The following is a 22,504-nucleotide window of genomic DNA, read 5'->3' as shown; positions in this document are numbered from 1 at the left end:
AACAAATTAATTAGAGGCTATAAAATTTAAAGTGGTTCTATCAATTACGATATCTTCTGGAATAGCTTTCATAAATGTATTTAAATCAACATCAAGTGTATTAGCTTTTGGAAGCTTTGGCGTTTCAGATAATGCGAAAAGTGCAATGGTGTATTCATGTTTTCCTGGTCCACGAGAACAAGGTGATGTATACGAAATAGCAGTTCCATCTTTATTTGGTCCCATATACCAATTCGGATTATTTGCCATTTTATAAGGAATTTCGGTAACCGATGGATTAATGCCCCATAACAATAAATAGGAATTTATTTCGGATGTATCCTCTTTATGCGGATAGTGATACATGACTACAGCTAAAGATTTTGTGCCTTCAGGAACGTTAGACCAAGATAGTGGAATGGAATTTTCTACATCATCTACTTTCTCTTCACATTTATAAGCATCTAATAATTCGCCATTGTCTACCGCTTTGCTTGTCAATTTAAAATCGGGATGAATGGTTTTAAAATCATCGTACATATAAATTGAAGTATCCTTGTTTGCACAAGACGTAGCTAAACATAAAAGCTGTAGAGCTATTCCAAATACTGTTTTCGTCTTCATGTTAGAATGCGTTTTATTTTAAATTAAGGGTATCATTATTTAACAGTATAACGGACTAAAACTTCATTGTCTAAAATCACATTCGTAGACCAAATAAACTCAGCATCATGTTCTGAATCGTCAAAAAGCGAGGTGAAATTGGTATACGACGGTTTATTATCTACCCCAATAGTTTTGTTAGTAAATGTTGTAGCGTTTGGCCAATTAGAATCATCGAAATCCGTATTCATCCACGCATTTGGTAATTCCCAATGTAAGGCATAAAACCCCGTTCCGTCTTGACCACCATCGGTGTCGCAATTTTCAGAATATCGGTAGTTTCCATCTTCAGAAACACAACTTAAATCTTTAATAGGTGACGTATAAAATGTCTGTGCTTTCCAAGTTTTATTTGTGGTTGCCACAATATTATTTTGTTCATCTTTAATAACAGCAACCATACCGCCATCTCCTGAATGAAAGGACTTACCTCTATTCGCTTCGGAACCTACACCAAGATGTTCTTCCCAATCTACCAATTTCATGGCAATGGTAAAAGGCTTCTCTACTTTAAACTTTACGATACTAGAATTAAACTGCGTAAATGGGACCTTATCTTTTCCTACAGGCACACCATTTACATACATTTCGAAATAATTATCTGCAAATATAAAGGCGGTGAACAGCTCGCCGTCTTCATCTATTTCTATAATGCTAGAATCATCAAAATGAGAAAGTGCTTCTTCTACTGTTGTATAGGTATTCCCTTCACAAGAATTAAACAAATCTTCTGAAAATGGAAAGTCATCATTCGTGTAATTCGTTGATGCCGGCACCGTCCATGTTTTACCATCGGTAGACGTAATTTCTCCAACATCGGTTTTTCGTCCGCGTTCGCACGAATAAATATCTTCAGTTATCGTGGTCGCAATGCCTTGTGTCACACTTGCCGTGCCGTTGTATTTGAATTCTTCTGAACGACTTGCTATATCTTTAGATTTTGATTTGTTATCGGCACACCCCAACATTAGGAGTGCCACGATAACTAGATTGAATGTATGTTTCATAAGCGTAATATTATGTATTTGGTGTAACTGATGCGATGCGATTCTATTCGTATCGCAATGCAGTAATCGGGTCTAAAGCTGATGCTTTTCGTGCAGGATACCATCCGAAAAAGATACCTGTTACAGCACAAACTGCAAAGGATATAATTATAGAATACATAGCCACACTTGTAGGCCAATGTAAGAATTTTTCAATAAACACGGTTGCTCCTAGTCCTAAGATTACACCTAAAACCCCTCCGGTGATACTAATTAAAATGGCTTCAATTAAAAATTGCATTAAAATATCCGAACCTTTTCCGCCAACGGCCATACGTAACCCAATTTCTTTAGTCCGTTCTTTTACCGAAACGTACATAATGTTCATAATTCCAATTCCTCCAATCAATAATGAAATTCCTGCAACTGCCACTAAAAGTACGGTTAACATATCACTAGTTGAACTAAAGGTAGTGATTAATTCTTCCATGGAACGCACGTGAAAATCATCGTCTTCATTAGTCGTTAACTTATGTTGAGACCTCAAAATAGCCGTGACTTCTGTTACCGCTTGTGGCGCATCTTCCTCACTTATGGCAGACGCTACAATTTCGTTTAAATGATCAATTGCTAAGATTCGCTTCTGAACCGTTGTATATGGTGCTATTACCACATCGTCCTGATCCTGACCAAAAGTATTGGTTCCTTTTTCTTCTAAAACACCAATAATTTTAAACGGAATACTATTAAAACGTATCATTTTACCAACGGGATCTTCACCTTCGGTAAATATATTGTCTACTACAGTTTGCCCAATAACAGCGACTTTTGCCGCGGATTGTACTTCTGTATTGGTAAACATACTTCCACTTTTTAATCCCACAACTTTAATGTTTAGATACTCCGGATTAACGCCATAAATTGTGGATGGCCAGTTATTAGACCCATTAATGACTTGTCCGCCACCATTCACCAACGGAGATATATAATTCAAGGTGGTAGCCTGTTCTTTAATAGCCAAGTAATCCTTAAGTGTTAAGGTTTCCATGGCACTAGGATCTTGTCTTACCCCACCACGATTATCGGATCCCGGTTTTACATTTATCATATTCGATCCCATGGCAGAAATTGTCGTTCTAATACTTTCTTTAGAACCTTCTCCTATGGCTAACATAGCAATAACCGAAGCCACACCAATTATAATACCCAGCATGGTTAATAAGGTTCTCACTTTGTTTAGAACAATGGCCTTATATGCGATTTTTAATAGATTTAATAGTCTCATAATTAATGATCTTCTTTAGGTAATTTTGCTAATTCTGACGCGGCAGATAAAATGCTATCATTTTTTTCGTCTTTTATAACATGGCCATCCTTTAAAACAATGGTTCTGCTACTAAACATAGCGATATCGGGTTCGTGAGTTACAAAGGTTATTGTTATGCCTTGCGTTCTATTTAATTCTTGAAATAAAGACATAATTTCGTAAGAGGTACGTGTATCTAGATTTCCTGTAGCTTCATCGGCTAGAATCATTACAGGGTTATTTACAAGCGCTCTTGCAATAGCCACACGCTGTTGTTGTCCTCCAGAAAGTTGCGATGGTGTATGGTGTAAACGTTCACCTAAGCCGACCATTTCGAGTGCTTTTATAGCACGTTCTCGGCGTTCGCTATTCGACACTTTACTGTTGTATAATAGAGGTAATTCTACGTTTTCTATAGCCGAAGTACGCGCTAATAAGTTATACGATTGAAAAATAAAACCAATTTTCTCGTTTCGAATCGTGGCCAATTCATTTCTAGACAGGTCTTTTACTTTTACACTATCAATTTCGTAGCCTCCAGAGGTTGGCTGATCTAAACAGCCTAAAATATTTAGCATCGTACTTTTTCCCGATCCACTAGATCCCATTATAGTCACAAACTCCCCTTCTTTAATGGTAAATGAAATTCCTTTTAAAGCATGAACCGTTTCGTTTCCCATGGTAAACTCACGCTTTAAATCTTCAATTTTTATGATGTCTTTTGTCATGATGCTTTCGGGTTTTATTATTTTTTTCCTGGTCGTGATGGCATAAACGGACTATCGCCTGCACCTCCAGATGATTTTACACCAACATTAGCTTTTAAAGCATATACCACGTTATCACCTTCATTAAGACCGCTTAATATTTGCACATTTACACCATCGCTAGCACCAATAGTTACAGACTGTGGATGTATTGAGCCGTCTGGAGATTCTACCCAAACTTTAGTTGCTTTTTCTTTATTAGTGTTTTGTCTTTCGCTAGTATTTGGTTTTGTATCAGTAAAATTATGTTGTGTATTATAGGCTTCCAAAACGGCCAATTCTGGATGAAAGTTTATCGCTTTAGCTTCGGTAGTTAAAACGTCATTCAATTCTAAAGTGAAAATAGAAATGGTTGCTGTTAATCCTGGTTTTAATTTTAAATCTGGATTATCGGCTTTTATTACTACCGTATAGGTTACTACATTAGAGGTTACCGTAGGTGCCAAACGAACTTGTGTTACTACCCCTTCAAAAGTTTCTCCTATATAAGCATCTACCGTAAACGTAACGCGTTGTCCTTCTTTTACTTCACCTATATCGGCTTCATCGACATCGGCTTCTACTTGCATTTCTTTTAAATCTTTTGCAATGGTGAATAAGGTTGGTGTACTTAAACTAGCCGCAACCGTTTGTCCTTCATCAATATCACGAGATAGTACCACACCATCTATAGGCGAGTAAATATTGGCATATTCTAAATTTGTTCTAGACTTTTGTAAGTCTGATAAGCGCTGAATGGCCGTGCTCTTAGCTGTTTCGTAATTAAAAACGGCATCGTCGTAATCGGATTTACTAATGACTTGCTTAGAATACAAGGTATTTTGTCTGTCAAAAATGGTTTTCATATAGTTACGCTGACTAACAGCATTGTCATAGGCCGCTTGTGCTTGTGTTGTTTCTGCTTTTAAGTTGGTTTTATCCAATTCTGCTATAAGTTGTCCTTCTTTAACTTCGCTATTATAATCTACATATATGCGTTCTACAACACCAGAAACTTGCGTTCCCACTTCTACTTGTGTAATAGGCTCTATGGTTCCCGTTGCAGTAACCATAGTGGTTACACTTCCTTTTTGCACAGCAATTGTTTGTGTTGCGATAACATTAGTATCTTCTTTACCCATAAAAGAATAGGCTACCACTGCTAATGCAATTGCGACAATACTGATTATAATTATATTTTTTTTTGTTTTCATGTTGATTATAGTTTAATGTCGTTTCCTTGATAAAATTGAAGTAATTGGTGGTATAAAATGTTTAAATATTTAGCTTGAATGTAATTCTGCTGGGCGGTGGTGTAGGTATTCTGATTTATAATTAAATCGGTAGTACTTAAATCCCCTAACTCATATTTTGTTTTCGCTAAATTGTACGATTGTAATGCTGCTTCTTGCGAGGCTTCTGCGGCTATAAGTTGTTCTTGAGCCGATAATGCATTTTGATACGCTGTTTCTACTTTTTTAAAGATTTCTTTTTCTGTAGATTGCTTCTGAATTTGAGCCCGTTCAATATTAATCTCTGCTGTTTTTACTGCAGATTTCGTTTCATTTCTATTAAAAATTGGGATGGATAAATTCAGTCCTATTTTCTGATTAAAATTCACATTCAACTGGTCTGAAAAATTGATATCAGAAATACTTGTGTATCCTGAGCCCACACTTCCAATTAAGGATAAGGTTGGCATATATCCGCCTTTGGCAATATCCAGTTCTTTTTCGTTGATGGCAATATCTAAATCGCTTGCACTCATTTCTGGTAACACATTTAATGCTTTGTAATAGATATTCATTTTATCCATTTCAAGATTAATCAGGTCTATATCCTCTGCAATAGCTTCTACTTCAATTGTATCTAACGGCCCTAATTCTAACAATTGTTTTAATGCAATTATATATTGCTGATAATTATTTTTTGCGGTAATAACACTGTACTTATTGGTCGCCGCTTGCGATTGCGCTTCGGTATAGTCGTTAAGTGCAATGGTACCAGCATCTAAACGTGCTTTAGATCGAATGACTTCTTTCTCTGAAGCTTCCAAATTATTCTGAGCTATAATGATATCTTCTTTGGTATATAAAATTTGAAGGTAATTCTCTAGAATACTAACTATGATATTGTTTTTGGCTTCTTCAATTAAAAATTCATTTTGATCTACTAGTAATTTATTCTGTGCAATCTGATTTTTTAACTGACTCCCTTGATACAACGTCATCGCACTCGAAACCCCAACATTGGATGAGTAAATCTGATCGGTTACATAATCGCTTGTAATGGGATCAATGGTATTACCATTAGAGAAATTCTGAGTTGCACTACCAAATAAATCAGGTAATCGCGCAGATTTTGAACGGCTGTAGTTTACTTCGGAGATATCTTTACCTAAGCCAGCATCTTTAACGGTGATGTTATTTTCTACGGCGTACGTAATGCAATCTTCTAACGACCATACTTTGGGTTTAGCTATAGAATCGCTGGTTTGTGCCGAGGCTACAATCACAAAGAAAAAGCAAAATATATGTGATATTATTTTCATTATTTTGAATGTGTTTACAATTAACACTTCAAAAGTGTGATTATATCTACTATATATAAAAGGCAATAGAAGTTTGCCCCTTTTCTCTATACGAAATCGACTATTTTAACGATGAGATTTTTTAGAAAATGGATAAAAACAAAAAAGCCCTAGACGAACTAGAGCTTTGTGAAGATTATAAATAGATTAAGTGACTTAGTATGTAATCACCGTTTTACCGATACTTTTTCCAGATTCTTGTAAGCGATGCGCTTCTTTTAAATTGGCTACAGTAAATCCTTTAAGGGTTGTTGTTAATGTAGATTTTAAAGTTCCAGTGTCTAACAACTCGGCTATTTTATTTAATATGTCGTGCTGACGTTCCATATCTTCTGTGGTATACATCGAGCGTGTGTACATATATTCGTAAGAAAAGGAAACACTTTTAGTCTTTAGCAGATTTAAATCTAAGGGTTTAGAGCTTCCCGTAATAGATACAATATGTCCTTGAGGTTTTACGATATCGGTAGCTAATTCCCAATACCCTTCTAAATCGACGAAATCTAAAATGTAGTGGATTTCGGGATGACCTATTGTTTCTAATTCTGATTTAAGGTGATGATGATTAACTACAAAATCTGCTCCAAGATCTTTACACCATTGAATTGAATCTTCTCGAGATGCTGTTGCAATTACCGTAAGATTCGTTAACTTTTTAGCCAATTGAATCGCTATTGATCCTACACCTCCCGCTCCAGCAAGGATTAAAACGGATTTACCTTTATCTGTTTCAGTATTTACTTTTATGCGATCGAAAAGCGATTCGTAAGCCGTTAAAGTAGTCAGTGGCATGGCGGCCGCTTGTGCATGAGTTAGCGACTCTGGTTTTTTTCCAACAATCCGTTCATCGATTATCTGAAATTCTGCATTACAGCCAGCTTTAGTAATATCGCCAGCATAATATACCTGATCGCCAACCTTAAATTTAGACGTTTTATTGCCTACTGCCTCAACAGTACCAGAGGCATCCCATCCAATAATTTTCGGCGTGTCGAGAATCGTATCTTTTACGGCATTTTGTCTCACTTTAAAATCGACCGGATTTACTGAAATCGCTTCTATTTTTACTAATAATTCGTATCCTTTTGGTATTGGTTTCTCCGTGTCGAAAGCGATAAAACTATCTGCTTCTGTTATGGGTAATGATTGTTTAAATCCGATGGCTTTCATTTTCATACGTCTTAAATTGCTTGTTATAAAATAGATTTGATCAATCCACCTTCTACACGAATAGATGCACCATTAGTGGCAGATGCTAGCGGACTAGAATAATAGGCAATAGTATTAGCGACTTCTTCTACATCGGCAAAACGACCAATCAGCGAGGTTGGTCGCTGTTTTTTAAAGAAATCTTTTTCAACTTCATCCATAGATTTATTTTCAGATTTCGATAAATCTTCAATAAACTGCCCAACACCTTTAGATTTTGTTGGTCCTGGCAGAATTGAATTTACGGTAACTTTAGTCCCTTTGGTTAATTCGGCTAAACCTCTACTCACTGCCAATTGTGCTGTTTTTGTCATCCCGTAATGAATCATTTCTTCGGGAATAAACACAGCAGATTCGCTAGATATAAAAATAACTCGTCCCCAGTTTTTCGCTAACATTTTAGGGAAATAATGTCTTGACAAACGTATACCGCTCATTACATTGACTTCAAAAAAGCGTAACCAATCTGCATCGCTAATGTCTTCAAAAGCCATAGGTTCGAAAATACCAGTATTATTAATTAGGATGTCTACCTCTGGCAGTTTTTCTAGTAACGCATCAATTTCATCTGATTTAGAAAAATCCGCAGCAATTCCAGACACTTTCGCGTCTTCTATTTTAGATTTCAGACTATTAACAGCATCATCTACACGATTTTGGTCTCTACCATTAATTACAACAGTAGCGCCTTCAGTTAAAAATCGCTCTGCCGTTGCAAATCCAATTCCCGCGGTAGATCCGCTTATAAATACAACTTTATCTTTAAGTTTTAAATCCATAATTCCTATTTTTAAATGTGTATTCTATTTTAAGAAAGCATCGTCATTTTTTTCACAGTAAAGGCATTAAGTTTACCTTCGGTAGCTTCTGTAAATGCAGTAAAATGAGGTGTGTTTAAATGCCCGTTAAGAGCCTCTTCATTCGCCCAGTTCTCGTACACCACAAAATTATTTAAATCGGTGTTGTCTTGAAGTAAATTGTAATTTATACACCCTGTATCGTTTAAAGAGGCGTCTACTAATTTTAGAAGTGCTGCCTTTACAAATTCAATATGTTCTATTTTCGCCCCAATTGTAGCGACTATTGTTAATTGATTCTTCATGATTATATATTTTAAAATGCTATGGTCTTAAGGTGTTTATATTTTGAATGCAAACTGCTAATCCTTTATAACGAAATCCATTATAGACTTTGTTAAAAGAAAGCGCACAACACCCTATATTTTATAGCTATAAATTTACGAGTAATTTCAGCCACACCGTACCTTTTAAAACTTAAATCGGTCTTAAAATTTTATCGCTTTGGCATGGATTTCTTGAATTTTACTACATCTTTTAAGAAAATTGTAATCATGATTAAGATGAAAAACGCAAATGGCAAAGACGTTATAATCAACAATTTTGAAACCGTTCCTAATACATCAATATCCGGTTTTACATTACCCAAAAGAACTAGGGCTATGGTGGCAAGTAAAATAAATATAGACCAGATTACACGATGTTTTTTATTTGGATCTTTAGATCCTTTATCGGTAAACATACTTAAGACAAATACAGCCGAATCTACAGAAGTGACTAAAAAACTAACGAGTAATAAAATGGTTGTTAAATTCAGGACTGATGCCATTGGATAATGCTGAAAGAATACAAATATGGATGAGAATACATTTCCAAATTCGTTTGAATACGTTTCCATGCCTTCTATAAGCTGAAAAGCTGAAGTTCCAAATACTGAAAACCAAAAGAACGTTCCCAAAGATGGAATCATTAAAACACCTAAAAGTAATTGTCGCAACGTGCGTCCTTTAGAAATGCGTGCAATAAAGATGCCTGTAAAAGGTGCCCACGCAAGCCAGAATGCCCAATAATAAAACGTCCAATCGGTTAAGAAAGCCATTCCCGGATTATAATCGCCTAGCGCTAAACTCATAGGGATAAAATCGATAATATAGTGAAACGTACTTTGTGCAAACGCATTCAGAATGGCCAACATATCGCTTGTAACGAATATAAAAAGCAGAATGAATAGCGTGATTATGATGTTTAATTTAGAAAATAATTTGATGCCTTTATTTACACCTTGCCAAGCAGAATAACAGGCAATACACGAAATCCCGACACATAAAACAAGGATGGTAGTCAGTCCTAATTCCGCATTAAAAACATAATTTAAGCCCCCTTTAATCTGAGTGGTTCCCAATCCAATAGCGGCAACGAGCCCGAAAACAGTGGTGATAATAGTAATAACATCTACAGATTTTCTAATGGTCTCGCTTTGTATTTCGTCTTCTATCGTTGCACTAATACGCACATGTTTACGTTTTACATAAAGGGCGTATCCAACAACCATAGCAAAGAGTCCGTAAAACGCCCACGCGGTTAAACCCCATTGATAAAAGGTATATTCTAATGCTAAGGTTTCTGCAGATAATGTTGAGGTATAAGGCGGATGCTGTTGCATAAATACAGGCTCCTGAACAGCACGTAATAAAATACCTGAGCCCATTCCAGCACTGTACAACATGGCTGTCCATGCCCAGAGAGAATGCTCCGGTTTAGCATCTGGTTTACCTAGTTTTATGGTACCAAGAGGCGATAAGGCAACTCCCAATAAGAGAAGTACACACCCTAAACCCAGATATAAATAAAAATAACCGAAGTAGTTTCTAACCCATAAAGAGGCTTGTTCTATGCCGTTATAACTAGATTCGGTGGCAAAAAATACCATTAAGGTACATATAAAGATTATGCTTACAGAAGCGACTAAAACGGTGTGTTTTTGAAGTGTTTTAAATATCAAACTTGATTATTTTTTACTAAAAGTAGACAAATGTTTTAATATTTAAAATTTAAATCGATGCACTGCTCTTCTATGAATAGGATTCTGCATTATGCTAAAGCGCTGTATAAAGGCCACTTTTAGGCATACCACACTATTAAAAACTTAAAAAGCACGAACCTTAGTTAAGGTTCGTGCTTTTTAATATGATCTGTTGTATAATGAAACCAGTGGTTTAAGCGGTTTCAACAGTACGTTTAGATTTTCTATAAATATATTTAGGAAAAATGTTACGTTTTGCAAAACGACTCACTTTATCACTATTAATCATTTTAATATAGATAGGTTTTGTTACTCCAAAATATTCGTAAGTCGAACCATCTGCAAAAGTAATTTCTAAAACTAAATTATTCCACTGAAAATCAGCAACACCAGAATTAATAGTTTCATTGTAAACTTCTTTATTAGCTTCTCTAGTTTCAGGAGCGATACTCACTAAAAAATGATAACCATCTGTAATTTTACGTGTTTTAGCTTCAGCTTCTTCCACTAACGGATCTCCTGCTTGAAATTTATCTGGATGCCATTCCTTAGCAAGATTGCGATACTGCTTCTTTAAAGTCTTTAAATCAGCGCTTTTATCAACCTCAAAAAGTTTTCTGTATTCCGTTATGCGTTTCATATTCAATTATTTTTTGAAGGCGCAAAAGTACATTTAAATATTTTAGTATGCATCATCTTTTTGAAATAAAAAACAACTAATAATCAATACGTTAGATTAATATTATATTGTGATTAAATTTTGTGATTAGTTTACGGGGATTATATTGGGTTTAAGGTTTATCGAGCGGAGTCGAGTTACAAGTGAAAAGGCTTTCGACGCCGCTCAAGTACCCTAATATCATGAATACTTATGCTTTTTGTGTGATGCTGAAACGCGTTCAGTATGATGTAGACTTCATCTAAACATCACCCTGAATTTAGTTCAGCGCCTCATTATCTTTATAAGCATTTATAAATCTAACCTACAATATATAAATACGAACTTTTTTCTTTTTAAGTCGTGAATTATTTAAGGTTGAGACCAAGTTGTCCGCCATACTTTTAGGTACAGCAACAAAGGCGCAATCTTGTTTAAGTTCTATATCTCCCAATTGATCTTTTGTTAAACCTCCTTGTTTAAAGAATAATCCGGCGATATCCCCTTTAGATATTTTATCTTTTCGTCCGCCAGAAATAAACAACGTTTCCCAAAATTGAGGTTTATACGGCACTTTTTTAGAAATGTCTATGGCTTTATCTTTCTCTATAAATTCAGGCAGTTGTTCCTGAGCCCATTTTAAAACGTAAGCTGTTCCCTTTGCATTTACTCGAGCTGTTCTTCCGTTTCTATGCGTAAACTCCTCTACCGCATGTGGTAATTCGTAATGAATGATAAAATTTAATTCTGGAATATCAATACCACGAGCAGCTAAATCGGTTGCCAATAATACTTGACTGGTTCCATTTCTAAATGTAATTAAAGCGCGCTCCCGATCTTTTTGTTCCATACCACCCGAAAAACAAGAGTGACTGATTCTTTTTTTACGAAGTGCTTCGCTAACATTTTCGATACTATCTCTTAGATTACAAAAGATGATCCCTTGCTTATTCCCAATATGTAGCAATAAATCGACTAAGGTTTGCTCTTTATCTTGCGTTGGAGACACCACTGTTTTAATCGCTAATTTTGAAGGTACTTTAGCATCTAAAAAATCGATAATTACAGGCTGGTGTAACTTTACAAAATTCGGAATATTAACACCTTGAGTTGCTGAAGTTAGCACACGTCTTTCAATATTTGGTAACTGTGTTAAAATGCCTCGCATTTCTTCTTCAAAACCTTGTTCTAAAGATTTATCAAATTCATCTAAAATAAGATTTAAAATAGACTCCCTTGGGAACCGATTCGCGCTAAAGTGATCTAATATACGTCCAGGCGTTCCAATAAGGATTGCAGGAGTGTGTTTAAGTTCTATTTTATCCTTAGACATTGGGCGTCCGCCGTACACGGCATTGACTTTAAATCCAGTTCCCATTTCGCGAACTACTTGTTCTATCTGAATGGCTAATTCTCGCGTTGGCACTACAATTAGTGCTTGCACGTCGTTTATTTCTGGATCTAACATTTTTATAATAGGAAGTAAAAATGCTAGGGTTTTCCCCGTTCCTGTGGGTGAAAGTATAATGGTATTTGTTGCATTTTCAATAGCTAAGAGCGCATCTTCCTGCATCGGATTTAACGCTTTGATATTTAATTTGTTTAAAATATCTTGCTGTTCTTTTAAAAAATTTGCCATTGAAATTATTTATTTTTTTTGTTTTTAGACGTGTCCTCTTTAGTTGGAAGTGCTCCATTTTGAAGCATATATTGAGCCAATATTTTATCGACTAATTCATCTTTTGTTAAGTGATGGAACGTAGTATGAATTTTATTTCTAAACGTTTCAGAAATATTGCGGTTAGGCTTTGTTTTGAAAATTTTATTGGCCCAAATTAAAGCATTACTTTCTTCGATACTCTGTGCATCTGCTTTTTTAAGCTCAGAAAAAGAAATCCCTAATTCGTTTTCAAAATCTGCAATATCTTTTACTTCTTCCTCTTGTAAAATAGTAAGAGATAAGCCCTTTGCTCCTGCTCTTGCGGTTCTACCACTACGGTGTACATAGGTATCGTAAACATCTGGCAAATGGTAATTTATAACAAATGCCACATCTTTTACATCAATTCCACGTGCCGCCAAATCTGTTGCAACCAGTACGTCGATATACCCTTCTCTAAATTGTCCCATCACACGGTCACGAATGCCTTGTGTTAAACTCCCATGTATAGCTCCAGATGAAAATTTATTAATCGCTAAGTTTTTAGCTAATTTGTTCACTGCTGCTTTTGTTTTGCAGAAAATAATACCGCGTTGTCCTTCTTTAGATTTTAAAAAATGAAGTAAAACTTCTAGTTTCTCGATAGGCTCTACCACAATATATTGATGGTCGATACCTTGATGACCAACCGTTTCCATATCTGCTTCTACCTGAACCACATGTTTAGACATATAGTTCTGGATAAGTTGCTTTATGGTTCCTGGCATAGTCGCTGTAAACAATAATGTGCGACGCGATTTCGGAATTTCCTTAATTATAAGGTCTAAATCTTCTTTTAGCGCACTTACCATTTCATCGGCTTCGTCTAAAACAAAATGAGAAATGTGTTTAATGTCTATGGCATTACGCTTTACCAAGTCAACTAAACGTCCTGGAGTTGCAATCACGATTTGTGTTGCCGTTTTTAAACGTTCTATTTGTGGTTTTATTGGGATACCTCCGCAAACTGAAGCGATAGAAATCTCGGGACTATGAGACGCTAAATCTGTTAAATTAGCGAATATTTGCTGACCTAATTCTCGTGTTGGTGCCAGAATTAAGGCTTGTATATTGGTGTTTTCTTTGTCTATTAATTGTAATAATGGCAGGCCGAAAGCGGCCGTTTTACCTGTTCCTGTTTTCGCTAATGCAACAACATCTTTAGTTTCATTTAGAATTAGCGGAATGGTTTTGGTCTGAATATCTGTAGGAACAGTAATTTTTAAATCGGTTAAACTTTGTAGTAAAGTTTCTTGAATTCCTAGTTCAGAAAAGGATTTTGACATAATGTAATTTTCGGCAAAGATAACGACACTTTTCTCGGGAATGGTGGCAATTTTAATTTATTCGGATGTATACGCTATAAAATCATCTATATGTTCAAAGTCAAAGTAGAGTATTACACCTTTTAACACAGCTTACTTCGCTTCAAAATTTCATATGCTTTGACACGTTTTCGATATGGATAAAAAAAACATGGCTTGTTTATTTAAAAACAAGCCATGAGCACTATTAATGAAGCTGATTAACAGGAGGTATTAATCGATGTAATTATTTATTAGTCTTTAGAAGGTTTACCTTTTGGTTTCGGAGCTTCTTCTAATTCTTTAAGCGTAAGAAATCCATCTTCATCTGCATCGATGTCACTAAAATGCTCCTTTAAAGGTCCTTTTACTTCATCTTCAGATAATTTACCATCTTCATTTGCGTCCATTTTTTCAATCAATTCTGCCGCTGGAGGTGGTCCTTTTCTGTCTCCTTTTTCTTGGGCGCTAATAGATTGAACACTACAAATACTTACAAATGCAATTCCTAATACGGTTTTAATAATATTTGATTTCATAATAATTATATATTTATTTTACATGACAAAGTTCCATATTACTTGCATACCTTTTTAAGGTATTCAATGAGATGCACCTACTTTTAAGTGAATGCTTTACGAACTTAGGTAAAAGCCTATTTATACCTGTAGAATCTCACCTATATTCGCTTTCCATTCATTTTAATTTACCTTAATTTGTAACATATTACAGGAATTATATAGATAAAATTACAGATGAATAAATTAAAACGGTTCAGTTTTCAGATAGGATTATTATTAATAATATGGCTTGTACTTTGGTCTGGTCAGGATTGGGTTAATCATTTTTTGCGTCAAAACATCGCCGCTTTTATAGCTCAGATTGTACTGATTCTCTTTCTTATTTATGTGGCGGCACCTAAGTTTTTATTTACTAAAAAATACGTCACATTTATAGGTGTTTCTATTTTAGCTATTGCTTTAATTACGCTTGTAGCCTCATTTTTTATATCTCAGAACGGGATGCCACTTCCACGACCACGCGAGTCTGGCCCTGGTCCATTACCGCGCAGACCTCCTGAAATGTATTTAACCCAATCTTTGCTTATTGCGTTGGCCTATGCATTGGCAGTTGTTGTTGAAGTTGTATTTCATAATCAGAAAAATGAAGAAGCACTTATTAAGAGTCAGGCCGAAAATTTAAACACCGAACTAAAATTATTAAAATCGCAGATTAATCCGCATTTCTTATTTAACGCATTAAACAATATTTACGCCTTATCGGGCATCGATACAACAAAAACACAGCAAAGTATTAGTTACTTATCGGATATGTTACGTTACGTTCTTTACGAATGCGAACAACCCCAAGTAACGCTTCAAAAAGAAATGGATTACATCGATAATTACATTAAACTGTTTCGTCTTAAAAGTAGTAAAACGTACCCGATAACCACAAACTTTAAGGTTACCAATCCAAATTTTATGTTGTCGCCTATGCTTTTAATTCCGTTTATAGAAAACGCTTTTAAGCATTCTAACATTGAGAAAATTACCGATACTTTTATCACGATTGACTTGGAAACCACTGCAAATACCATTTTATTTGAAATTAAAAATAGTATTCCAGAAGCTCCCATTAATAAAGATGAATTAGGAGGTATTGGCTTAGAAAATGTAAAAAAGCGCTTGCATATTTTATATCCGAATTCTCACGACTTAAAAATTACCACAATAAACAATACCTTTAGTGTATCCTTAAAATTAGAACATCATGTATAAGTGCCTTATTATTGACGATGAAGAACTTGCTAGAGCTTTACTAGAGAGCTATGTAAAAAAATTAGATTTTTTAGAATTAAAAGGTAGTTTTGAAAATCCGTTAGAAGCTATGTCGCTTATAAAAAGTGAGTCTTTAGATGTTATTTTTCTAGACATACAAATGCCCGATTTAAAAGGTACAGATTTCGCGAAATTAATTCCTGCTACAACTAAGGTTATTTTTACAACGGCCTACTCCGAATACGCGATACAGGGATTTGAACTTAATGCCCTAGATTACTTATTAAAACCAATTACTTTCGAACGTTTTTTAACCGCAGTAAACAAACTGAAATCTGATACCACTGAGGCTACTATATCTGAATTTATTACCGTTAAATCTGGATACGATTTACATAAAATTAAGCTAACAGATATTAATTATATTGAGAGCGATAGCGAATATGTAGTATTTCACTTAAATAACCGGAAAATTATGAGTTATCAAACACTAAAATCACTCCAAAAATCGTTACCTGAAGCGCTTTTTATACGTGTTCATCGTTCGTATATCGTAAATAAATTGCAAGTAACAGGATTAAAAGGAAGAGATTTATTGCTAAGTGAGGTCAACATACCTGTAAGTGATTCGTATTACGACACAGTAAAAAACACCTTATTTTAAAATAAAAAAGGGTACTATTTTACATTTTGAGGTTTTTCTTAAATCTTGAAAACATTACTAGTTTTTTCTTAGAATTGATAAAATATACACCCAATAATAAAATACCGCCTGCAATTAGAGACTGCTGACTAATATTTTCGTCTAAGAAATACCATCCTAATAATAAAGCAATTACCGGATTTACATAAGCCGACGTGGCCACTTTTTCGGTAGAAACTTCTTTTAATAGAAAATTAAACGCTGTAAAAGCAACAATACTTCCAAACAGGATAAGTAAAGTCATGGCCACTTGCGCTTTTATACTCCAGTCTATAGGACTTGTCCAAGTTTCATCCAAAACTAAACTTCCTATTAGCAAAAGTGTTCCTGCCGATAGCATTTGATACCCCGTCGTAACAAAAAAATGAGAAGGTAAATTTGCTTTAGACACAAATATGCTGGCAAAACTAATACCTATTACACAACTAAATATTACCACAATTCCAATAATACTCTCTCGCGTAAGATGCAGTGAATCTTGACTCATTAATAAATACATCCCTAACATCCCTAGAGCCACACCTATTAACGATTTAGATTTTATCTTTTTACCTTGAATTATGCGCATTAAGAAAATAACAAACAAAGGTTGGGTAGCAACTATTAATGCCGCAAAACCACTGTCTACATATTTTAAGGCCCAGACAAAAATTCCATTTCCGTAAAACAGGAATAGAAATCCGGCAATCACACAATTAAAAAATTGCGCTCGAGTTACTTTTAAAGATAAGTTTAAGAATTTTGAAATAATCATTATTAAAGTCCCTGCACTTAAAAACCGAATCGATGCCAAAAGAAACGGAGCCACTTCTGTAACAACAATTTTATTCAGTAAATATGTAGATCCCCAAATCACATAAATAGCGAAAAATGACAATATAATTAAAATGCCTTTTTGAGGTTTAGCCATAATTTAAAGCTTAAAAAATTTATAAATATAGAAGAGGCAAACTTATGAAATATATATTAGGAAAATTGAATACTCGATTTAAAATATGATTTTATAACAACAATTTTAACCACCTATAATTCAATATATTAAACCGGTTTATAGCGAATAATTTCACTTAACTGTTTGTTTCAGTATTTTTATCAACAGGCTTATAAATTCTTCTAATAACCCAAATAATGTGTGATATTTGTGTAAATTTATTGATTAATTAAAATTTTATGAATACTACCGAAAATGCTCTAAAGGAACGCATAAAAGAATTGACGTGTTTATATGAAGTGTCTTCTATAATAGTCAATGCCAATTATGAACAGATCGATGATATGTTTCATGCGATTTCTTACAGTTTAAAAAAGGCTTTTCAGTATCCTGAGCAAACGGAAATTTGTATTCAGAGTAATAACATTATTGTAAGAACAGGCGAGCGTGATGAAGATTCACCGTGCATAAAAAGCCCAATAACACTATTTAATGTTGAAAACGGTTTTATAAAAGCCTCGTATTCTTCAAAAGCTTTAATTCAAATAGATTTCCTCGAAGAGGAACAGAAATTGCTAAATACCATAGCTTTAAAAATAGGAAGTCTATTAGAACGGTTTCAAATCATTAAAAATGAAGCCTCCTTAAAACGCCAAATGGAACATACCGATCGGCTTAATATTTTAGGAGAAATTACAGCTGGAATTGCTCACGAACTCAATACACCATTGGCAAACATTCTTGGTTTTGCCGAATTATTACGAGATAAAATTACAAATCGAGACGAGTTAAACGACCTTGACAAAATTTTGAATAGTGCCATTTATTCGCGTGAAGTGGTTAAAAAGCTCATGTTTTTTGCTTGCGAAATGCCTCAGGAAATGACTACTGTAAATATTGTTTCGGTAATTAAAGATGCCTTAAGTTTATTAGAACCTAGCTTTAAAAAACATGAAGTTAAGTATATTGTAAAAACAGATCGTGATGCTATAGATTTAAAAGCGGACACGGTGCAACTCACGCAAATTATTTTTAACCTCGTTATAAATGCGATATATGTTTCTAAACCCAATGATTTAATTACCATTTTTATTACAGAAATTGGAGATAGCATTTGTTTAGAAATAAGTGACCAAGGCGAAGGGATTTCCGATGAAAATAGAAATAAAATCTTTCAACCATTTTTCACGACTAAACCTGTGGGCGAAGGTTCTGGCTTAGGTTTGAGTGTTGTACATGGCATAATTGCTAGTCATAAAGGAAGCATTTCTATTGAAAATAATAAACCTAAAGGTGCCACTTTTATTGTTAAATTACCAAAATTATAAGGATGTCTATATTAAAAGAAAATATTTTAATTGTAGATGACGACGTTCATATTTTAGAGTTACTACAGCGTCACTTACAATCTTTAAACTACCATACCTTCAAGGCGATTTCCGTACGCGAAGCTGTCACTATTTTAAAAGATACTAAAATAGATGTTTTAATCACGGACTTGAAAATGCCTGAAGTAGACGGATTCGAACTTTTAAAGTTCACCTCGGAACACTATCCGAATATGGCTAAATTGGTTATTACTGGCTTCCCTTCTATCCAAGACTCTTTGGCTGTGATAAAATCCGGAGCCGTAGAATATCTGACTAAGCCATTTACAAAAAGTGAATTAATTGAAGCCTTAAATAAAACACTAAAGCAGAACAAACCGAAATCTAAATCGCAAACAAGTCCCTTTATAACCGACGGAAAATATGGAGATATTATTGGGCGGTCTCAAGGTATTAAGCATGTTGTTCAGCTTATAGAGCGCGTAAAAAATAACAAGGCTACCGTTTTTATATCTGGTGAAAGTGGCACTGGTAAAGAATTAGTAGCCCGTTCTATTCACTATCAAGGTCAGTTTTCAAGAGGGCCATTTATAGCGGTAAATTGTGGCGGTATCCCTGAAAATTTGCTGGAAGCCGAATTATTCGGTTATGTTAAAGGGGCGTTTACGGGTGCCGAGACCAATCGTAACGGTTTTTTCCAAGCCGCTAATGGCGGTACGATCTTTTTAGATGAAATTGGAAACGCTTCATTAGCCGTACAATCTAGACTACTGCGTGTACTTCAAGAAAAAGAAGTTATAAAAGTCGGTTCACAAAAACCGGAAAAAATGGATTTAAGAATTATTACGGCCACCAATAGTAATCTTAAAGACATGATTAAAGCAAAGTCTTTTCGCGAAGATTTGTATTACCGCTTAACTGTGGTCGAAATAGATGTACCGCCTTTAAGAGATCGCTCTGAAGATATTCCATTACTTGTCGATAAATTTTTATTCAAATATGGTATTGAGTATAAAGACCGGTTTGTAAAAATAGATCCTGAAGCGCTCACTATTCTAGAGCGTTATAGTTGGCCTGGAAATATTCGGGAATTAGAAAATATCTTACAGCGTGCCATTATTCTTTCTAATAATATTGTGACAACAGAAGCTTTACCAGCGGCTTTAAAGTACAATATTGATTTTAATTCAGACGATTTTGTATCGCTTAAAGATATGGAGAAACAATATATATTAAAAGTACTTCGCGCTTGCAATAATAATAAAACTAGAGCGGCCGAAATTCTTAAAATAAATCGAAAAACCTTGCGAGATAAACTTAAAGCTTAATGTAATAATTTCGGTTATATTTCACCCATCCGGGTAATATTGTACCAGTAGCATAAAACAGTCTTTAAAATAATTTTCACCAAAACCCCTTTAAAACCTAGCGTTTTAAAGGGGTTTCCTGTTCTTCGGCACCTCGTAAAAAGCGATGGCACAACACTTGCCTTTTAGAAGTGTAATTAACAATATTTATTATGAAAAGCTCTGAATTAAATATTTGTCCAGATTGTGTGCATCGCAAAACATGTGTTTTAACCACACAAAAAGAAAAAGTTTGGTCGTGTAGTGAATTTGAAAGTGCACTTTTTTTAGACTTAGTAAATAGACCGAAAGTAGAGAATAAAAAGATTAACTCATTTTATTAATATCCGTTTTAATTATTATAATATGATAGCAGAAGAAATAAAATTACCTGTAAAGAAAAGCGAGACTGGTATGGTTGCCAATGTTCTTGAACAGTTTAATAAAGCAGCCGACCAGATAAATTTAAATCCGAATATCCGAAGAATATTAAACGTAACTAATAATGAAGTCATCATTCATTTTCCAGTAAAAATGGACAACGGAGATGTAGAAATATTTACCGGATATCGTGTACAACACAACAATGCATTAGGCCCGTATAAAGGAGGCTTAAGATACCATGAAACGGTAGACATAGACGCGGCAAAAGCACTTGCAATGTGGATGACATGGAAAACGTCTCTGGCAGGACTGCCTTATGGTGGCGCCAAAGGAGGCATTAAAATAAACCCAAAATTATATTCACAAACCGAATTAGAGCGTATCACCAGACGCTTTACCTATGCTTTAGGTGATAATATTGGGCCAGAACACGATATTCCAGCTCCAGATGTAAATACCAATTCACAAACTATGGCTTGGATTGCAGATACATATATGTCTACTAAAGGGCCATCAGAACGATCAACCTACCAGCATGTCGTTACTGGCAAACCTGTAGGTTCTGGAGGTATTGAAGGACGGGATCGCTCGACCGGATATGGGGTGTTTTTAACCATCAAATTATGGGCAGAGCAACGAAATATTACCCTTAAACGAAAACGATTTATTGTTCAAGGTTTTGGCAATGTAGGCTATTGGGCATCTCATTTCATGGAGCAAGAAGGCGCTACTTTGGTTGGTGTGCAAGATGCATTTGGTAGTATTTATAAACCAGAAGGTATTGAGGTAAAACAGTTACAGGCGTATGTGACTACAAATGAAGGAGGTGTGCAAAATTTCCCGAATTCTAATGCTATTGAAAAGGAAGATTTCTTTGGATTGGATTGTGATATCATTATTCCTGCGGCCCTAGGAAATCAGATAACCGGAGATAACGCCCATTCTATTAAAGCTAGATTAATTGCAGAAGGTGCTAACGGTCCTACAAATGTTGAAGGAGAACAAATATTACTGGAAAAAGGAGTAGAAATTATTCCTGATATTTTATGTAATTCTGGAGGCGTAATTGGCAGTTATTTTGAATGGTTACAAAACCGAAACGGAGAACTTTGGCATATGGATGAAGTTATTTTAAAACTTGAAAAAACATTAAAAGGTTCGTTTAAAAGAGTTTATGACTATTCTGTTGCTGAAAATATAGACATGCGAACTGCTGCATTTTGTTTAGCAATTCAACGTATTGAAAAAGCATATATACAACGTGGAATTTTTCCATAATAACAAATTAAATATGAAGTATGGACATTTAATACTCGAAAAGAAAGAGTACGTTTTCTTAAAACGCGTACTCAATCTTTCGGGTTATTCAAGAGATAAAGAAACAAGAACATCGTTACAAAAACTAAGTAATGAATTAGTTGATGCCGAAATTATAGACCACGAACTTATGCCAAGTGATGTTATTCGCTTTAACAGTATGGTAACCGTGGCTCAGGGCGACTGGCAAAAAACCATAAAAGTGGTTATACCGCAAAACAAAGATTTAAGTCAGAATAAAATTTCTATTCTAACACCTATGGGTTCTGCCCTATTTGGCTATGCTATTGGAGATACTATTACATGGGAATTCCCAAATGGAACCAAAGAACTAAAAATTATAAATGTAGAACAGGAATACAACTATAGAGGATTGGACATCGTAATTTAACGCTTATGAACTTATATAATTTAGATATCGCTTTTAATGCAACAGCAGGAAACAGTACGAATGAGGTAGATTCTTGGATTCTTCACTTAGAGGAAATCAAACAGGAATTAAACCAATACTGTTCCAAAAAGAAATATAACAACCAAGATTTAATTAAATCGGCAGTGTTATTAAAAGGATCTGCTAACAAATCAATTTTAAAAGCGATTAAAAATTATAGGGAGTTTAGGGAGTATTGGAGTAAATGCGACGGTTTAAATTCTGACACACCTTTTATTTACGAACATTCTAAACATAAAAGAGATTACCTAAAACATGTAAAAGAATACCGATTATTTAAATCTAAACTAACTAAGAGATAAC

General features: G+C 34.8%; 23 protein-coding genes. 8 read left to right on the top strand and 15 right to left on the bottom strand.

The window, feature by feature from the left end; genetic code table 11:
- Positions 1-6: 6 nt before the first annotated feature.
- From AC0UBM_RS03320 to AC0UBM_RS03255, 14 genes are all read right to left on the bottom strand, one after another.
- Positions 7-603 carry a YbhB/YbcL family Raf kinase inhibitor-like protein gene (locus tag AC0UBM_RS03320; RefSeq protein WP_475687634.1) on the bottom strand — a complete coding sequence of 199 codons (597 nt, stop codon included), beginning with the start codon at positions 601-603 and terminating at the stop codon, positions 7-9.
- Between the two features lie 35 nt (positions 604-638).
- Complete coding sequence (locus AC0UBM_RS03315) at positions 639-1,649, bottom strand: hypothetical protein (RefSeq protein ID WP_475687633.1); 1,011 nt, start codon at positions 1,647-1,649, stop codon at positions 639-641.
- A gap of 43 nt (positions 1,650-1,692) precedes the next feature.
- On the bottom strand, positions 1,693-2,913 hold the full coding sequence (locus AC0UBM_RS03310) for an ABC transporter permease (RefSeq protein WP_475687632.1): 1,221 nt from the start codon (positions 2,911-2,913) through the stop codon (positions 1,693-1,695).
- A gap of 2 nt (positions 2,914-2,915) precedes the next feature.
- Positions 2,916-3,662, bottom strand: a complete 747-nt coding sequence (locus AC0UBM_RS03305; RefSeq protein ID WP_475687631.1) for an ABC transporter ATP-binding protein — start codon at positions 3,660-3,662, stop codon at positions 2,916-2,918.
- 17 nt (positions 3,663-3,679) lie between these two features.
- Positions 3,680-4,900 carry an efflux RND transporter periplasmic adaptor subunit gene (locus AC0UBM_RS03300; RefSeq protein WP_475687900.1) on the bottom strand — a complete coding sequence of 407 codons (1,221 nt, stop codon included), beginning with the start codon at positions 4,898-4,900 and terminating at the stop codon, positions 3,680-3,682.
- Positions 4,900-6,231 (bottom strand): TolC family protein, encoded by a 1,332-nt coding sequence (locus AC0UBM_RS03295; protein WP_475687630.1) that lies wholly within the window; start codon positions 6,229-6,231, stop codon positions 4,900-4,902. Before AC0UBM_RS03295 ends, AC0UBM_RS03300 begins: the two co-directional genes overlap by 1 nt.
- 195 nt (positions 6,232-6,426) lie before the next feature.
- Positions 6,427-7,446, bottom strand: coding sequence for a zinc-binding alcohol dehydrogenase family protein (locus AC0UBM_RS03290; RefSeq protein ID WP_475687629.1), 1,020 nt, complete (start codon positions 7,444-7,446; stop codon positions 6,427-6,429).
- 17 nt (positions 7,447-7,463) lie between these two features.
- Positions 7,464-8,258, bottom strand: coding sequence for an SDR family NAD(P)-dependent oxidoreductase (locus tag AC0UBM_RS03285; RefSeq protein ID WP_475687628.1), 795 nt, complete (start codon positions 8,256-8,258; stop codon positions 7,464-7,466).
- Positions 8,259-8,287: 29 nt separating this feature from the next.
- A complete protein-coding gene (locus tag AC0UBM_RS03280) occupies positions 8,288-8,581 on the bottom strand; it encodes a putative quinol monooxygenase (RefSeq protein WP_475687627.1) in 294 nt (97 codons plus the stop codon).
- 191 nt (positions 8,582-8,772) lie between these two features.
- Positions 8,773-10,278 (bottom strand): BCCT family transporter, encoded by a 1,506-nt coding sequence (locus tag AC0UBM_RS03275; RefSeq protein ID WP_475687626.1) that lies wholly within the window; start codon positions 10,276-10,278, stop codon positions 8,773-8,775.
- A gap of 214 nt (positions 10,279-10,492) precedes the next feature.
- Complete coding sequence (locus AC0UBM_RS03270; protein ID WP_414034557.1) at positions 10,493-10,939, bottom strand: KTSC domain-containing protein; 447 nt, start codon at positions 10,937-10,939, stop codon at positions 10,493-10,495.
- A 343-nt stretch (positions 10,940-11,282) separates the two neighbouring features.
- On the bottom strand, positions 11,283-12,596 hold the full coding sequence (locus tag AC0UBM_RS03265; RefSeq protein WP_475687625.1) for a DEAD/DEAH box helicase: 1,314 nt from the start codon (positions 12,594-12,596) through the stop codon (positions 11,283-11,285).
- Between the two features lie 5 nt (positions 12,597-12,601).
- Positions 12,602-13,942 (bottom strand): DEAD/DEAH box helicase, encoded by a 1,341-nt coding sequence (locus AC0UBM_RS03260; RefSeq protein WP_475687624.1) that lies wholly within the window; start codon positions 13,940-13,942, stop codon positions 12,602-12,604.
- A 272-nt stretch (positions 13,943-14,214) separates the two neighbouring features.
- Positions 14,215-14,499, bottom strand: a complete 285-nt coding sequence (locus tag AC0UBM_RS03255) for an EF-hand domain-containing protein (RefSeq protein WP_414034560.1) — start codon at positions 14,497-14,499, stop codon at positions 14,215-14,217.
- Between the two features lie 216 nt (positions 14,500-14,715).
- On the opposite strand from AC0UBM_RS03255, the gene AC0UBM_RS03250 reads away from it, so the two are divergent.
- Positions 14,716-15,741, top strand: a complete 1,026-nt coding sequence (locus AC0UBM_RS03250; RefSeq protein ID WP_475687623.1) for a sensor histidine kinase — start codon at positions 14,716-14,718, stop codon at positions 15,739-15,741.
- A complete protein-coding gene (locus tag AC0UBM_RS03245) occupies positions 15,734-16,405 on the top strand; it encodes a LytR/AlgR family response regulator transcription factor (RefSeq protein WP_475687622.1) in 672 nt (223 codons plus the stop codon). Before AC0UBM_RS03250 ends, AC0UBM_RS03245 begins: the two co-directional genes overlap by 8 nt.
- A gap of 19 nt (positions 16,406-16,424) precedes the next feature.
- Here the strand turns inward: AC0UBM_RS03245 and AC0UBM_RS03240 are convergent, their stop codons facing one another.
- Positions 16,425-17,354, bottom strand: coding sequence for an EamA family transporter (locus AC0UBM_RS03240; protein ID WP_475687621.1), 930 nt, complete (start codon positions 17,352-17,354; stop codon positions 16,425-16,427).
- 260 nt (positions 17,355-17,614) lie between these two features.
- Here AC0UBM_RS03240 and AC0UBM_RS03235 point away from each other — a divergent pair, with 260 nt between their 5' ends.
- From AC0UBM_RS03235 to AC0UBM_RS03210, 6 genes are all read left to right on the top strand, one after another.
- Entirely contained in the window at positions 17,615-18,703 is a 1,089-nt protein-coding gene (locus AC0UBM_RS03235) for a sensor histidine kinase (RefSeq protein ID WP_475687620.1), read from the top strand.
- A 2-nt stretch (positions 18,704-18,705) separates the two neighbouring features.
- On the top strand, positions 18,706-20,031 hold the full coding sequence (locus tag AC0UBM_RS03230; protein WP_475687619.1) for a sigma-54-dependent transcriptional regulator: 1,326 nt from the start codon (positions 18,706-18,708) through the stop codon (positions 20,029-20,031).
- 191 nt (positions 20,032-20,222) lie between these two features.
- Positions 20,223-20,393, top strand: coding sequence for a hypothetical protein (locus AC0UBM_RS03225; protein WP_414034566.1), 171 nt, complete (start codon positions 20,223-20,225; stop codon positions 20,391-20,393).
- 22 nt (positions 20,394-20,415) lie between these two features.
- Positions 20,416-21,711, top strand: a complete 1,296-nt coding sequence (locus tag AC0UBM_RS03220; RefSeq protein ID WP_475687618.1) for a Glu/Leu/Phe/Val family dehydrogenase — start codon at positions 20,416-20,418, stop codon at positions 21,709-21,711.
- Positions 21,712-21,724: 13 nt separating this feature from the next.
- The gene (locus tag AC0UBM_RS03215) at positions 21,725-22,141 is read left to right on the top strand and encodes a GreA/GreB family elongation factor (RefSeq protein WP_414034568.1); all 417 of its coding nucleotides are present in this window, start codon (positions 21,725-21,727) and stop codon (positions 22,139-22,141) included.
- A gap of 5 nt (positions 22,142-22,146) precedes the next feature.
- Complete coding sequence (locus AC0UBM_RS03210) at positions 22,147-22,503, top strand: hypothetical protein (protein ID WP_475687617.1); 357 nt, start codon at positions 22,147-22,149, stop codon at positions 22,501-22,503.
- Position 22,504: the final 1 nt, after the last annotated feature.

Source organism: Formosa sp. F44 (assembly GCF_056238645.1).
This window is presented reverse-complemented; position numbering and strand designations above follow the sequence as displayed.